Source organism: Stutzerimonas stutzeri (genome assembly GCF_009789555.1).
Classification (GTDB): Bacteria; Pseudomonadota; Gammaproteobacteria; order Pseudomonadales; family Pseudomonadaceae; genus Stutzerimonas; species Stutzerimonas stutzeri_R.
This window is the reverse complement of the sequence record NZ_CP046902.1, coordinates 2666203-2681355: the sequence shown is the minus strand read 5'-3', so window position 1 is coordinate 2681355 and position 15153 is coordinate 2666203. Positions and strand designations below refer to the sequence as shown.

The following is a 15153-nucleotide window of genomic DNA, read 5'->3' as shown; positions in this document are numbered from 1 at the left end:
TCGCGGTTCACCGCGCGCGCGTCCCATCGCCTGCACGCACCGGACCGAGCAGGCGGTCGATGCTGGCCGCGATCACCAGCGTAACCATGACCGGCACCAGCCATCCCATGCTTTGCGCCGCCAGGGGCAAGGCCGCGAAAAGGTCCGGGACCAGCTCGGTGAACCCGGCAGCCGAGAGGCCATCGACCACGCCAAATACAAACGTCACGGCCATTACCGGAATGAACACACGACTTTGCGAGAGCCAGCAGCGGTCGAGCAGACTCAGCGCGACCAGCATGATCGCCAGCGGATAAAGCCCGACCAGTACCGGCACCGAAACGCTGATCAGTTGGGTAAGCCCCTGATTCGCCACGGCCAGGCTGAACAGCGTAAAGGCGATCACCACCATGCGATAACTGACCGGCAGCAGGTTGCTGAAGAATTCGCCGCAGGCGGTGGTCAACCCCACCGCCGTTGTCAGGCACGCCAGCGTGATCACGACAGCCAGCAACAGGCTCCCTGTGGTACCGAACGTGTGCTGCACGTAGGTCGTCAGGACTTGTACGCCGTTCTGCGCATCGCCCGCGATGTCCTGGCTGGTGGCGCCGAGATAGAACAGCGCCAGGTAGACCAGCGACAGGCCAATGGCCGCGACGACGCCGGCAATCATCGAATAGCGCGTTACCAACGCGGGGTCGGACACGCCACGGTCACGAATGGCCGTGGCGATTACGATGCCGAATACCAGCGCACCGAGCGTGTCCATCGTCAGATAGCCTTCCAGAAAGCCTTTGAGCAACGGCGCGTGACGGTAGCTTTCGGCAGTGCTGCCGATTTCGCCGGCGGGTGCGAACAACGCTGCGCCACCAAGCACCAGCAAGGCGGCAAGCAGCACGGGTGTAATGAATTTACCCACCCGATCCACCAGTTGACCGGGATTCAGCACCAGGAACAGCGTGGCGACGAAGAACAGCACCGTATAAACCAGCAGCGGCGTGGCTGCATGGCCGGAGAACGGTGCTACGCCCATCTCGAACGAGACCACCGCCGTGCGCGGTGTCGCGAACAGCGGGCCGATGGCCAGATAAACCGCCACCGCCAACAGCGTGCCGGCGCCACGCCCCAAGGGTGCGGTCAATCTGTCCATGCCGCCGCCGACCCGGGCAAGCGCCACCACCGTAAGCAGCGGCAAGCCGACACCGGTCAGCAGGAAGCCGGTCGCGGCCGGCCAGATTGACTGCCCTGCGGCAAGCCCGGCACTGGGCGGGAAAATGATGTTGCCCGCGCCTAGAAACAGCGCGAACGTCATAAAGCCGAGGGCCAGTAAATCCAGGCCTTTCAATCGAGTCATCGGTAATCACCACTGCAGGAGGGTTCTGGTACGACGAACGCACCCAGGCGTGTTGTCCCGAACCACGCGCGATGCTTGCCGCGCCGCCCGAGAAAAAAGCACGCACCTTAATGGAATTTCCCGTCCAGGGCGAGGACTCGCGCCGTTCTGGCATGACGGCAAAAAGACGCATCGTCTGCACGATGAGCGTCCACTACGCTCCGGCAGCCCCCGAAACAAAAATGCCAGTCAGACAAGCTGACTGGCATTTGGCGTCACGCGCGAAAGATCAGCCTTGCTTGACTTCCCAGCCGGTCAGCTCCGCGAGGGCCTTGCCGATGTCGGCAAGCGAACGCACGGTTTTCACGCCCGCATCCTGAAGCGCCGCGAATTTCTCGTCGGCAGTGCCCTTGCCACCGGAGATGATCGCACCGGCATGGCCCATGCGCTTACCGGCAGGCGCGGTTACGCCGGCGATGTAGGACACAACGGGCTTGGTCACGTTGGCCTTGATGTAGGCCGCCGCTTCTTCCTCGGCGGAACCGCCGATCTCGCCGATCATGACGATCGCTTCGGTCTGTGGGTCTTCCTGGAACAGCTTGAGGATGTCGATGAAGGTCGAGCCCGGAATCGGGTCACCGCCGATACCGACGCAGGTGGACTGACCGAAACCGGCATCAGTGGTCTGCTTGACCGCTTCATAGGTCAGCGTGCCGGAACGCGACACGATACCGACCTTGCCTGGCAGGTGGATATGGCCAGGCTGGATGCCGATCTTGCACTCGCCCGGAGTGATCACGCCGGGGCAGTTCGGGCCGATCAGCCGCACACCGAGTTCGTCGCACTTGATCTTCACTTCGAGCATGTCGAGGGTCGGAATGCCTTCGGTGATGCAGACGATCAGTTTGATACCGCCGAACGCCGCTTCAAGGATCGAATCCTTGCAGAACGGCGCAGGCACGTAGATCACGGATGCATCGGCACCGGTCGCCTCAACGGCTTCCTTGACGGTATTGAATACCGGAAGCCCCAGGTGAGTGGTGCCGCCCTTGCCAGGCGTGACACCGCCGACCATCTTGGTCCCGTACTCGATCGCCTGCTCGGAGTGGAAGGTGCCCTGCGAGCCAGTGAAGCCCTGGCAGATGACCTTGGTGTCTTTGTTGATCAGGACGCTCATTATTTGCCCTCCGCGGCTTTGACGACTTGAATGGCCGCATCGGTCAGGCTCGTCGCACCGATGATGTTCAGACCACTTTCACCCAGCATCTTCGCGCCAAGTGCGGCGTTGTTGCCTTCGAGGCGGACGACAACCGGCACTTTCACGCCGACTTCCTTGACCGCGCCGATGATGCCCTCTGCGATCATGTCGCAGCGAACGATACCACCGAAGATATTGACCAGAACCGCGGCGACATTCTCATCGGAGAGAATGATCTTGAATGCTTCGGTCACCCGCTCCTCGGTCGCGCCACCACCTACGTCGAGGAAGTTGGCTGGCTTGCCGCCATGCAGGTTGACGATGTCCATGGTGCCCATGGCCAGGCCGGCGCCGTTGACCATGCAACCGATGTTGCCATCGAGCGCAACGTAGTTCAGCTCCCACTTGGCCGCATGCGCTTCGCGGGGGTCGTCCTGCGACGGGTCCTGCATGCCACGCAGCTTCGGCTGGCGATAGATCGCGTTGCTGTCGATGTTCAGCTTGGCGTCCAGGCAATGCAGATTGCCGTCCTTCTTGATCACCAGCGGATTGACTTCCAGCAGAGCCAGGTCGTAATCGACGAAGAGCTTGCCCAGCCCAACGAAGATGTGCACGAACTGCTTGACCTGGTCACCCTTCAGACCCAGCTGGAAAGCCAGCTCGCGGCCCTGGAACGGCTGCGCGCCAACCAACGGGTCGATGGTGGCCTTGAGGATTTTTTCAGGCGTGTCGTGGGCAACCTTCTCGATATCCACGCCGCCTTCGGTGGACGCCATGAACACGATACGGCGAGTGGCGCGATCGACCACGGCGCCCAGATAGAGCTCCTTGTCGATGTCGGTGCAGGCTTCGACGAGAATCTTGCTGACCGGCTGACCATTGGCGTCCGTCTGGTAGGTCACCAGACGCTTGTCCAGCCACTGCTCGGCGAATGCACGGGCTTCGTCCTTGCTGCGCACCAGCTTGACACCACCCGCTTTGCCGCGACCTCCGGCGTGTACCTGGGCCTTGACCACCCACTCGGTACCACCAATGTGGTCGCATGCCTCGGCCGCTTCCTTCGGACTATCGACCGCGTAGCCCTTGGAAACTGGCAATCCGTACTCGGCAAACAGCTGCTTACCCTGATATTCGTGAAGATTCATCTTAGCTACCGTTCGGTTTGATGTGCATCAGACGTTGCATGTATGCCGCGTCGCCTCAAGTCGCTGAAAACTATCTAGAAACACCTTTCAGAGACCTGTCATACCTTGCGTTGAAGGTATCGACGGTACGCGAATGCTCCAGTGAAGCATTCGCGGGTCGCCTACTTTACCGCGGCGCTGTTAGCGCTTCTTGCGGTTGGCAATGTGGATGGCGTGGCCATTCACTGCCAATGCTGCTTCATGCAGCGCCTCGGACATGGTCGGATGCGAGAAGACCATCATGCCCAGGTCTTCGGCGCTGGTGCCGAACTCCATGCCGATCGCGCCCTGCTGAACCAGTTCGGCTGCAGCCGGACCCATCACGTGAACGCCCAGCACGCGGTCGGTCTTGGCATCGGCAATCACCTTGACCAGACCCGCGGTATCGTTGGCGGCCATCGCCCGGCCACTGGCGGCGAACGGGAAGGTACCGACATTGATCTCTACGCCTTCGGCCTTGAGCGCCTGCTCGGTCTTGCCGACCCACGCGATTTCCGGATGGGTATAGATGACCGACGGAACCAGGTCGTAGTTCATTTGCGATTTGTGGCCTGCGATGCGCTCAGCAACCATCACGCCCTCTTCCGAGGCCTTGTGTGCCAGCATGGCGCCGCGAACCACGTCACCAATGGCGTAAACGCCAGGTACGCTGGTAGCGCAATAATCGTCAACGAAGATGAAGCCACGCTCGTCCATGTCGACGCCGGCATCGGCGGCCAACAGATCGGTGGTCACCGGACGGCGGCCCACCGCCACGATCAGCTTGTCGAAGGTCTGCTGCTGCTCGCCTTCGGCATTGGTGAAGTTGACCGTAACCTGGTCGCCCTTCACTTCGGAGCCGGTCACGCGGGCGCCCAGCAGGATCTTCAGACCCTGCTTGCTGAGCACCTTGAACGCTTCCTTGGAGATCTGCTCGTCGGCAGCGGGCAGGAATTTGTCCATGGCTTCCAGCACGGTGACTTCAGCGCCCAGGCGCGCCCACACCGAGCCCAATTCCAGACCGATCACACCGGCCCCGATGACGCCCAACTTCGCCGGAACGCTCTGGAAATCCAGTGCACCGGTGGAGTCGACGATGATCTTCTGATCGACCGGCGCCGGCGGAATGTCCACCGGCTTGGAGCCGGAGGCAAGAATCACGTTGTCGGCGTCCAGCACCTGGGTGTTGCCGTCGAGACCGGTGACTTCGACCTGCTTGCCGCTGAGCAGCTTGCCGTGGCCTTCGAACACGGTCACGCCATTGGCTTTCATCAGACCCGCCACACCGCCGGTGAGGTTCTTAACGATCTGGTCCTTGCGGGCCACCATGGTCGGAACGTCCATGGCCACTTCGCCCGTGCTGATGCCGTGAACCTTGAAGCTCTCGTGGGCCTCATGGAACTTGTAGGAGCTGTCGAGCAGCGCCTTGGACGGAATGCAACCCACGTTCAGGCAGGTGCCGCCGAGAGCGGTCTTGCCTTCCTTGCCCTGATATTTTTCGATGCAGGCGGTCTTCAGGCCCAGTTGCGCTGCGCGAATGGCTGCTACATATCCGCCGGGGCCGGCCCCGATGACGACGACGTCGAATTTCTGGCTCATTACCAATCCTCTTGAGTGCAGCTAAAAAGTCAAAAAGGCCACGGGCGACCGGCAAGGTTTTAGCCTAGCCTGTCGCGCGCAGCCCGTGACGCTTGTTAGATGTCCAGCAGCAGACGGGCCGGATCTTCCAGCAGGTTCTTGATGGTTACCAGGAAGCTGACTGCTTCCTTGCCGTCGATCAGGCGATGATCATAGGACAGGGCCAGGTACATCATCGGCCGGATCACCACCTGGCCATTGACGGCCATCGGACGCTGCAGGATGTTGTGCATGCCGAGAATGGCTGCTTGCGGCGGGTTGACGATAGGCGTCGACATCATCGAACCGAACGTACCGCCGTTGGTGATGGTGAAGGTGCCGCCAGTCATTTCGTCGATCGACAACTTGCCATCACGGGCCTTCTTACCGAAGGTGGCGATGCCGTTTTCGACTTCAGCCAGGCTCATCAGCTCGGCGTTGCGCAGCACCGGCACGACCAGGCCGCGGTCGCTGGAGACAGCGACGCCGATATCCTGATAGCCGTGGTACACGATGTCGGTGCCATCGATGGACGCGTTGACCGCCGGGAAGCGCTTCAGCGCTTCGACGGAGGCTTTGACGAAGAAGGACATGAAGCCCAGACGGACCCCGTTGTGAGTCTTCTCGAACAGGTCCTTGTACTTCGAACGCAGGGCCATGACTTCGGTCATGTCGACTTCGTTGAAGGTGGTCAGCATCGCCATGTTCGACTGTGCTTCGACCAGACGCTCGGCAACCTTGGCGCGCAGACGAGTCATTGGTACGCGCTTCTCGGTGCGATCGCCCGCAACGGCGACAGGCGCGGCGGCAGCACTGGCAGCAGGCTTGGCGGCGGCCGGAGCCGACTTCTTGGCTTCGATGGCTGCGACCAGGTCTTCCTTGGTGACGCGGCCGTCCTTGCCCGTGCCCTTGACGCTGTTGGGATCGATGCCATTCTCTTCGGCGAGCTTGCGCGCCGCCGGAGCAAGAATGGCGTCTTCACCGCCGGCGGCCGGTGCTGGAGCAGCCGCTGCCGGAGCCGAGGCTTCGGCCGGTGCCGCAGCTGGGGCCGAAGCAGTGACGGTGGCACCGGCTTCCAGCTTGCCGAGCAGCTCGCCGCTGAGGACGGTGTCGCCTTCGTTCTTGACGATTTCGGTCAGCACGCCGTCCGCTTCGGCCAGTACTTCCATCACGACCTTGTCGGTCTCGATGTCGACGATCAGCTCGTCACGCTTGACCGCTTCGCCCGGCTGCTTGTGCCAGGTGGCGACGGTGCCGTCAGCAACCGATTCCGGGAATTGGGGGGCTTTGATCTCGATAGCCATTAGCTGGGTCCTATTGATTCGATTTCTACATCGAGGCCGCGTTATCGCGGCCTCTCTTGCAAGAATGATTTAAACGGTGAACGCATCCTGCAGCAGCTTTTCCTGCTGCTCGGCGTGCATGGAGGCATAGCCGACCGCAGGCGCAGCAGAGGCGTCACGACCCGCGTATTGCAGGAACAGCTCTTTCTTGTGCGCGACGGCAACACGACGCATGTGGTGCTGGCTGCAGTACCACGCGCCCTGGTTCATCGGCTCTTCCTGACACCAGACGATGCTCTTGAGGTTCTGGTAGGGCGCGAGCACCTCGGCCAGATCCTCTTCCGGGAACGGATAGAGCTGTTCCAGACGAACGATGGCGATATCTTCGCGGCCTTCGTTGCGACGCTTGTCCAGCAGATCGTAATAGACCTTGCCGCTGCACATGATCAGGCGTTCGACCTTGCTCGGCTCGATCTGATCGATTTCCGGAATCACGGTCAGGAACGAGCCTTGCGTCAGCTCTTCCAGCGTCGAGGTCGCCAGCTTGTGACGCAGCAACGACTTGGGCGTCAGGGCCACGAGAGGCTTGCGCAACGGGCGGATCGCCTGGCGACGCAGCATGTGGTAGACCTGTGCCGGCGTGGTCGGCACGCACACCTGGATGTTGTGCTCGGCGCACAGCTGCAGATAGCGCTCCAGGCGGGCCGACGAATGCTCCGGCCCCTGCCCTTCATAGCCATGCGGCAGCAGCATGGTGAGGCCACAGAGACGGCCCCACTTGTGCTCGCCACTGGTGATGAACTGGTCGATCACGACCTGCGCACCGTTGGCGAAGTCACCGAACTGAGCCTCCCATACCACCAGCGCGTTGGGCATTGTGGTGGCATAGCCGTATTCGAACGCAAGTACGGCTTCTTCCGACAGGAAGGAGTCGTACAGGTCGAAGCGCGGCTGCCCTTCGTACAGATGCTGCAGGGGGATGTAGGTGCTGCCGTCCTTCTGGTTGTGCAGCGCGGCGTGGCGGTGCGAGAAGGTCCCGCGCCCTACGTCCTGTCCGCTGATGCGAACCGGATGGCCCTCGAACAACAGGGTCGCGTAGGCCAGCGTCTCGGCGTAACCCCAGTTGATTGCCAGCGCACCGGCACCCATCTTCTGGCGGTCTTCGAGGATCTTCGCAACCTGGCGCTGAACGACGAAGCCTTCCGGGACCGCCAACATCTTGCTGGACAGTTCCTGCAGGGCTTTCAGCTCGAAACGCGTGTCGTGGCGCGCGGTCCAGGCATGACCCAGGTAAGGACGCCAATCCACGAAGAGCTCCTTGTTGGGCTCCTTGACCAGGCTCTTGACCACATGCAGGCCGTTGTCCAGGGCGGTGCGATATTCATCGACCTTCTCCTGGACCTGGGCGTCTGCCAGCACGTTCGACTGGATCAGCGAGTCGGCGTACAACTCACGAGTGGTGCGCTGCTTGGCGATCTTCTGGTACATCAGCGGCTGAGTACCGCTCGGCTCGTCGGCTTCGTTGTGGCCGCGGCGACGGTAGCAGATCAGGTCGATGACGATGTCACGCTTGAACTGCATACGGTAATCGACCGCCAACTGGGTGATGAACAGCACAGCCTCTGGATCATCCGCGTTCACGTGGAAAATCGGCGCCTGGATCATCTTGGCAACATCAGTCGCGTACTCGGTCGAGCGCGCGTCTTCCTGCTTGTTGGTCGTGAAGCCAACCTGGTTGTTGATCACGATGCGGATGGTGCCACCCGTGCGATAGGCGCGGGTCTGGGACATCTGGAAGGTTTCCATGACCACACCCTGCCCCGCCACCGCGGCGTCGCCGTGGATGGTCACGGGAAGGACCTTGTCGCCCACCGAATCACAGCGGCGATCCTGACGGGCACGAACGGAACCTTCGACCACCGGGGACACGATTTCCAGGTGCGACGGGTTGAACGCCATGGCCAGATGAATTTCACCGCCTGGCGTCATGACGTTCGAGGAGAAGCCCTGGTGATACTTGACGTCACCCGAACTGAGTCCTTCGACCTTCTTGCCTTCGAACTCGTCGAACAGGTCGCGCGGGTTCTTGCCGAACGTATTGACCAGCACGTTGAGACGGCCACGGTGGGCCATGCCGATGACGATTTCCTTGGTGCCGTACGAGCCGGAACGCTGGATGATCTCATCGAGCAGCGGAATCAGACTTTCGCCACCCTCCAGACCGAAACGCTTGGTCCCCGGGTACTTGGTGCCCAGGTATTTTTCCAGGCCCTCGGCAGCGGTCAGGCGCTCAAGCAGATGGCTCTTGATCTCCGGCGAGAAGGTCGGACGCCCACGAACGCTTTCCAGGCGCTGGATAAACCAGTTGCGCTGGTCGGAGTCGACGATATGGGTGAATTCGGCACCGATGGTGCGGCAATAGGTCTCTTGCAGCGCCTGGTGAATTTCGCGCAAGGTTGCCTGATCCTTGCCCATGGCAAGGTCGCCCGTACGGAACACTGTATCCAGGTCCGCGTCGGTCAAACCGTAATGGTTAATAGCCAGATCAGCCGGAACCGGGCGCTTTTGCAAGCCGAGCGGATCGAGCTGTGCAGCCTGATGGCCACGCATCCGGTACGCCTGGATCAGACGCAGGACTTCGACCTGCTTCTTCTCATGCTCGCTACTGACGCTACCTGCGGAAACAGGCTGGGCACGACGCTGGTTCTTGGCCAGCAGGACGAAGTGATCGCGGATTGTCGAATGCGAAACATCGGCTGCAGCGCCACCGTTGACAGGCAGCTTCTGGAAGTAGGTGCGCCACTCTTCGGGCACAGCGTTGGGATCGTGCAGGTAGAGCTCATAAAGCTCTTCCACATAGGCAGCGTTACCACCGGATAGGTGGGCACTGTCCCACATGCGCTGCATTACGCTTTCTTGCATGTCTGGTCACCTTCGATAAGGAGACACCACCAGCGTGGAGACCGCAGCATGACTTCCCAAGTTCTGAAGCAGCGACCCGGGTAAAGCCACTACGGACCGCGCAGATAGTTTCCGAGAACCACCCCGGATGCTCCTGCTGGTCATCAAATTTTCAGAGCGAAATCCCGGCTTTGTAAGCTGGGATTCCTACTAAGACTACGGCGCCGAGTCGAACTCTGGCGCCGTAGGTGTCGCGGTGAAGCATCAAGGGCCTGCAATTACGAATAACCACAGGCACCGAGGGCACATCAGGTTGCGCTCTGCAGCAACATGTTCCGCACATGACCAATCGCCTTGGTCGGGTTCAACCCTTTCGGGCAGACACTCACGCAGTTCATGATGCCACGGCAGCGGAACACGCTGAACGGATCATCCAGTGCAGACAGACGGTTCTCGGTCTCGGTGTCGCGGCTGTCGGCCAGGAAGCGGTAGGCCTGGAGCAGCGCAGCGGGGCCAAGGAACTTGTCCGGGTTCCACCAGAAGGACGGGCAGCTGGTCGAGCAGCAAGCGCACAGGATGCACTCATACAGACCGTCAAGCTTTTCCCGATCCTCCGGGGTCTGCAGACGTTCGATAGCCGGAGCCGGCGTATCGTTCATCAGATAAGGGCGAACCTTCTCGTACTGCTTATAGAAGATGCCCATATCCACGGCCAAGTCACGAATTACTGGCAAACCGGGCAGCGGACGCACCACCAGCTTGTTGCCCTTGACCACGGACGACAACGGCGTGATGCAGGCCAGCCCGTTCTTGCCGTTCAGGTTCATGCCATCGGAGCCACAGACCCCTTCACGGCACGAGCGACGGTAGGAGAAGCCTTCGTCCTGTTCCTTGATGAGGGCCAGCACGTCCAGCACCATCAGGTCCTTACCATCGGTATTGACCTGAAAATCCTGCATGTAGGGCTTTTCGTCTTTATCCGGGTTGTAGCGATAAACGCTCACTTGCAACATATCGGCGACCTCAGTAAGTCCGGACCTTGGGTTCGAAAGTCGGAACTGTCTTCGGAGAGAAGTTCACGGCACGCTTGGCTACACGCTTTTCACCCGGGAAGTACAGGGTGTGGCACAGCCAGTTCTCATCATCACGCTCTTCGAAGTCTTCACGGGCATGTGCGCCGCGGGACTCTTTGCGGTTTTCAGCGGCGATGGCAGTCGCCTCGGCCACTTCGAGAAGGTTCTGCAATTCCAGCGCTTCGATACGCGCGGTATTGAAGGCCTGGCTCTTGTCGGAGATCTTGACCGTAGCGATACGCTGACGCAGATCGGCAAGCTGAGCGATACCCTTCTGCATGTATTCGCCAGTACGGAATACACCGAAGTAGTTCTGCATGCAGCTCTGCAGCTCTTTGCGCAACGACGCGACGTCTTCGCCAGCCGTCCGCTCGTTCAGGCTGGCCAGGCGATTCAGCGCGACGTCCAGATCGGTTTCGGTAGCACCGCGGTGCTCGATCCCTTCCTTCAGCGCCTTCTCCAGATGCAGGCCGGCCGCACGACCGAACACCACCAGGTCCAGCAGCGAGTTGCCGCCGAGACGGTTCGCGCCATGCACGGATACGCATGCCACTTCGCCCACCGCGAACAAGCCTTCAATGATCTTGTCGTTGCCGTTGGCGTCCTGAGTCATGGCCTGGCCATGAATGTTGGTGGCGATGCCGCCCATCATGTAGTGGCAGGTCGGTACCACAGGGACCGGAGCAGTCACCGGATCGACATGGGCGAATGTCTTCGACAGCTCGCAGATACCTGGCAGGCGGCTATGCAGCACTTCTTCGCCAAGATGGTCGAGCTTCAGCATCACATGGTCGCCATCCGGACCGCAGCCGTTGCCGGCCAGGATTTCCTTGACCATTGAACGAGCGACCACGTCGCGACCCGCCAGGTCTTTCGCGTTAGGAGCATAACGCTCCATGAAACGCTCGCCGTGCTTGTTGATCAGATAACCGCCCTCACCACGGCAGCCTTCGGTCACCAGCACGCCGGCGCCGGCGATGCCGGTCGGGTGGAACTGCCACATCTCGATGTCCTGCACCGGCACACCAGCACGCAGCGCCATGCCAACACCGTCGCCGGTATTGATCAGGGCATTGGTGGTCGATGCGTAGATGCGACCCGCGCCGCCAGTAGCCAGAACCACGGCCTTGGAACGGATATAGACCGTTTCACCATTTTCGATGCAGATCGCGATGATGCCGACAATGGCGCCATCCTGATTCTTCACCAGATCCACGCCGTACCACTCGTTCAGGAAGGACGTACCTGCCTTGAGGTTGGCCTGATAGAGGGTGTGCAGCAACGCGTGGCCGGTACGGTCAGCGGCAGCACAGGTACGAGCCGCCTGGCCGCCCTTGCCATAGTCTTTCGACTGGCCGCCGAACGGACGCTGGTAGATACGCCCCTGTTCGGTACGCGAGAACGGCAGCCCCATGTGCTCCAGCTCGAACACGGCCTCAGGGCCAACGGAGCACATGTATTCGATAGCGTCCTGGTCACCGATATAGTCGGAGCCCTTGACGGTATCGTACATATGCCAGCGCCAATCATCGTTCGGATCGGCCGATGCGATGGCGCAGGTGATGCCACCCTGTGCGGAAACGGTGTGCGAGCGAGTCGGAAAGACCTTGGTCACCACCGCAGTTTTATGGCCGCCCTGGGCCAACTGCAGCGCGGCGCGCATGCCCGCGCCACCGCCACCAATAATGATGGCGTCATAAGAAAGAGTACGAATGCTAGCCATGGATCAGATACCCCAAAGAATCTGCACACCCCAGACGAAGAACGTGAACATGGCGATGCCACACACTGCCTGGAAGAGGAAACGCACACCGGTAGCCCACTTACCGATTGCCATGTTGGTCAGGTAGTCAGTGGAAATCGTCCACATACCAACCCATGCATGCACACTCAGGGCGACCAGCGCCAGCAGACTGAAGATGCGCATCCAGCTGGCCGAAAAAAGCTCCTGCCACTGGGCGTATTCCAGCCCTGGATTCACAACCAGGTATCCGATCAGGAAAAGAAAATAAGCCGCGAGAACCACTGCGGAGACCCGCTGGGCCATCCAGTCATACAGACCCGAACGCGAGAAGTTCGTGACGTTGGTTACCATATCCACACTCCAGCCAGAACGATCAGTACCGCCGAAACGGCCAGAACGATTTTCGAGCCCAGCTTGCCGCCTTCCAGCGTCTCACCATGCCCGGTGTCCATGACCAGATGACGTACACCGGCCACCAGGTGATACAGCAATGCGGACAGCAGCACCCAGACCACGAGCTTCGCCAGCGGACTGCCAAGATACGCCTTTACCTCTTCGAAGCCTTCGGCAGAAGAAAGCGAGGTATCCAGCGCAAGCAGCAGAATGGCTACACCCACAAACAGAATCACGCCGGAGATGCGATGAAGGATTGAGGTGTAAGCAGTGATCGGGAGTTTTATTGTCCTAAGATCTAGGTTTACAGGTCGTTGGCTTTTCACGGCTTTTTTTCACACTTGAGAGCCCCTAACGCGCAGGGCAAAGTTGTTGGGAAGAGTACGCAGCGGTACCCGCCACCCACGAGTGACAACCCACAGGAAACTGCCTGTTTGGCCCCTGCCGGTCGGTCGCCGAGTATAAACAGTTAGGTCGCTAATGACAATGTGGTGCAGTGCCACTAAAGGCGGATGGCGCCCCGGATTCCAAATGCCGTAAATAGCCTTTTCCGTGACGCGAATTGACCGTAAAACCCCTCTGCCGCAGGCGACTTCCGCAAATTGACTTTGAGATTTATCTCACTATAGTGATGCGGGCCCTGCGTGGGGGGCCATGATGATTCCAAGCATAAAACAGGAGGCCATACATGGCTGACAACAAAGCGCAGTTGATCATCGAGGGCGCTGATGCCATCGAACTGCCCGTTTTAACCGGCACCGTAGGGCCTGACGTAATCGATGTTCGAGGCCTGACCTCCACGGGTCGCTTCACCTTCGATCCCGGCTTCATGTCCACCGCCTCTTGCGAATCCAAGATCACCTATATAGACGGTGACAAAGGAATTCTGCTGCATCGCGGCTACCCGATCGAGCAGCTGGCCGAAAAGGCCGATTACCTCGAGACCTGCTACCTCCTGCTGAACGGCGAACTGCCCACCGCCGAGGAAAAAGCAAAGTTCATCAGCACGGTCAAGAACCACACGATGGTTCACGAGCAGCTCAAGTCGTTCCTTAATGGTTTCCGTCGCGATGCACACCCGATGGCCATCATGTGCGGCGTAGTCGGCGCGCTCTCGGCCTTCTATCACGACTCGCTGGACATCAACGACCCGCACCACCGCGAAATTTCTGCGGTCCGCCTGGTCGCCAAGATGCCGACCCTGGCCGCCATGGTCTACAAGTACTCCATGGGTCAGCCGATGATGTATCCGCGAAACGACCTGAACTATGCTGAAAACTTCCTGCACATGATGTTCAACACACCATGCGAAGTGAAGCCGATCAGCCCCGTTCTGGCCAAGGCCATGGACCGCATCTTCATTCTGCACGCTGACCACGAGCAAAACGCCTCCACGTCCACCGTTCGCCTGGCGGGCTCCACCGGCGCCAACCCGTTCGCCTGTATCGCCGCCGGTATCGCAGCCCTCTGGGGCCCGGCACACGGCGGTGCGAACGAAGCAGTTCTCACCATGCTGGACGAGATTGGCGACGTATCGAACATCGAGACCTTCCTGGCCAAGGCCAAGGACAAGAACGATCCGTTCAAACTCATGGGCTTCGGCCACCGGGTTTACAAGAACTTCGATCCGCGCGCGAAGGTCATGAAGCAGACCTGCGACGAAGTCCTGGGCGAACTGGGCATCAACGATCCCCAGCTCGAACTGGCGATGAAGCTGGAAGAAATCGCTCTCAACGATCCCTACTTCGCAGAACGCAACCTGTATCCGAACGTCGATTTCTACTCGGGGATCATCCTCAAGGCCATCGGCATCCCGACCAGCATGTTCACCGTAATCTTCGCTCTGGCGCGGACCGTCGGCTGGATCTCGCACTGGAAGGAAATGATCGCGATGGGCCAGAAGATCGGCCGCCCGCGTCAGCTGTACACCGGCCATCCGCAGCGCGACCTGCCTCGCTGAGCCGCTAGCCGGAACGAGAAAGGCTGCCGATGAGGCAGCCTTTTTTATGGCCCCACGGCGGCCCGACACGCGCGTCAGCCATCTCGCTGCCCGAGCCACCGATGTCACGACACTCCGAACACAGCCGCCCTCCTCCCACCCGCGCACGTCAGGCCGTGGCCTGCTCCAACCAACCGAGCAATCGGATCGCATCCTCCCGACGGTCGCCGCAGACGAGGCGATCTGCCTGAAACGCCGCACAAACGCCCGGCCTGGACGGTTGGCCAAACAGAGCACAGTGATTGCTGTCGGAGAGATGCATACAGCGCTCGCCGGCCGGTTTTCCGAAAGGCATACCGGGAATCGGCGAACTGATCGAAGGAGCAATGCAGCACGCACCGCAACCGGGACGGCAATTCATTCCAGTCATCCGAATGAAAAACGGGGCGGCGATAATAATGGCTGACTGGATAAAAGGCACTAACCGGAAAGGGGCCTTCAGGGGGCTTGCGAGCGGTGCGGCGCCGCAA

The 15153-nt window shown here is 60.3% G+C and carries 12 protein-coding genes; 1 reads left to right on the top strand and 11 read right to left on the bottom strand.

Features of this window, described 5'->3' with window-relative positions; genetic code table 11:
• Positions 1 to 7: 7 nt before the first annotated feature.
• The 10 genes from brnQ to sdhC all read right to left on the bottom strand — a co-directional run bounded on the left by brnQ (position 8) and on the right by sdhC (position 13010).
• A complete protein-coding gene (gene brnQ, locus GQA94_RS12460) occupies positions 8 to 1333 on the bottom strand; it encodes a branched-chain amino acid transport system II carrier protein (protein WP_158188320.1) in 1326 nt (441 codons plus the stop codon).
• Positions 1334 to 1601: 268 nt separating this feature from the next.
• On the bottom strand, positions 1602 to 2489 hold the full coding sequence (gene sucD, locus GQA94_RS12455; protein WP_158188319.1) for a succinate--CoA ligase subunit alpha: 888 nt from the start codon (positions 2487 to 2489) through the stop codon (positions 1602 to 1604).
• Positions 2489 to 3655 carry an ADP-forming succinate--CoA ligase subunit beta gene (gene sucC / locus GQA94_RS12450; RefSeq protein ID WP_131651543.1) on the bottom strand — a complete coding sequence of 389 codons (1167 nt, stop codon included), beginning with the start codon at positions 3653 to 3655 and terminating at the stop codon, positions 2489 to 2491. The genes sucD and sucC overlap by 1 nt, the downstream gene beginning before the upstream one ends.
• A gap of 180 nt (positions 3656 to 3835) precedes the next feature.
• Positions 3836 to 5272, bottom strand: coding sequence for a dihydrolipoyl dehydrogenase (gene lpdA / locus GQA94_RS12445; RefSeq protein ID WP_158188318.1), 1437 nt, complete (start codon positions 5270 to 5272; stop codon positions 3836 to 3838).
• A 95-nt stretch (positions 5273 to 5367) separates the two neighbouring features.
• Entirely contained in the window at positions 5368 to 6594 is a 1227-nt protein-coding gene (odhB, locus tag GQA94_RS12440) for a 2-oxoglutarate dehydrogenase complex dihydrolipoyllysine-residue succinyltransferase (RefSeq protein WP_158188317.1), read from the bottom strand.
• Positions 6595 to 6663: 69 nt separating this feature from the next.
• On the bottom strand, positions 6664 to 9495 hold the full coding sequence (locus GQA94_RS12435) for a 2-oxoglutarate dehydrogenase E1 component (RefSeq protein ID WP_158188316.1): 2832 nt from the start codon (positions 9493 to 9495) through the stop codon (positions 6664 to 6666).
• A 287-nt stretch (positions 9496 to 9782) separates the two neighbouring features.
• The gene (locus GQA94_RS12430; protein WP_158188315.1) at positions 9783 to 10487 is read right to left on the bottom strand and encodes a succinate dehydrogenase iron-sulfur subunit; all 705 of its coding nucleotides are present in this window, start codon (positions 10485 to 10487) and stop codon (positions 9783 to 9785) included.
• A gap of 10 nt (positions 10488 to 10497) precedes the next feature.
• Entirely contained in the window at positions 10498 to 12270 is a 1773-nt protein-coding gene (gene sdhA / locus GQA94_RS12425) for a succinate dehydrogenase flavoprotein subunit (RefSeq protein WP_158188314.1), read from the bottom strand.
• A 3-nt stretch (positions 12271 to 12273) separates the two neighbouring features.
• Positions 12274 to 12642, bottom strand: a complete 369-nt coding sequence (sdhD, locus tag GQA94_RS12420; protein ID WP_158188313.1) for a succinate dehydrogenase, hydrophobic membrane anchor protein — start codon at positions 12640 to 12642, stop codon at positions 12274 to 12276.
• On the bottom strand, positions 12636 to 13010 hold the full coding sequence (sdhC, locus tag GQA94_RS12415) for a succinate dehydrogenase, cytochrome b556 subunit (protein ID WP_158188312.1): 375 nt from the start codon (positions 13008 to 13010) through the stop codon (positions 12636 to 12638). Before sdhC ends, sdhD begins: the two co-directional genes overlap by 7 nt.
• A gap of 362 nt (positions 13011 to 13372) precedes the next feature.
• Between sdhC and gltA the strand changes: the two genes are divergently transcribed.
• A complete protein-coding gene (gene gltA / locus GQA94_RS12410) occupies positions 13373 to 14644 on the top strand; it encodes a citrate synthase (RefSeq protein ID WP_158188311.1) in 1272 nt (423 codons plus the stop codon).
• Between the two features lie 148 nt (positions 14645 to 14792).
• Here the strand turns inward: gltA and GQA94_RS23400 are convergent, their stop codons facing one another.
• Positions 14793 to 15044 carry a YkgJ family cysteine cluster protein gene (locus GQA94_RS23400; RefSeq protein WP_158190097.1) on the bottom strand — a complete coding sequence of 84 codons (252 nt, stop codon included), beginning with the start codon at positions 15042 to 15044 and terminating at the stop codon, positions 14793 to 14795.
• Between the last annotated feature and the right edge of the window lie 109 nt (positions 15045 to 15153).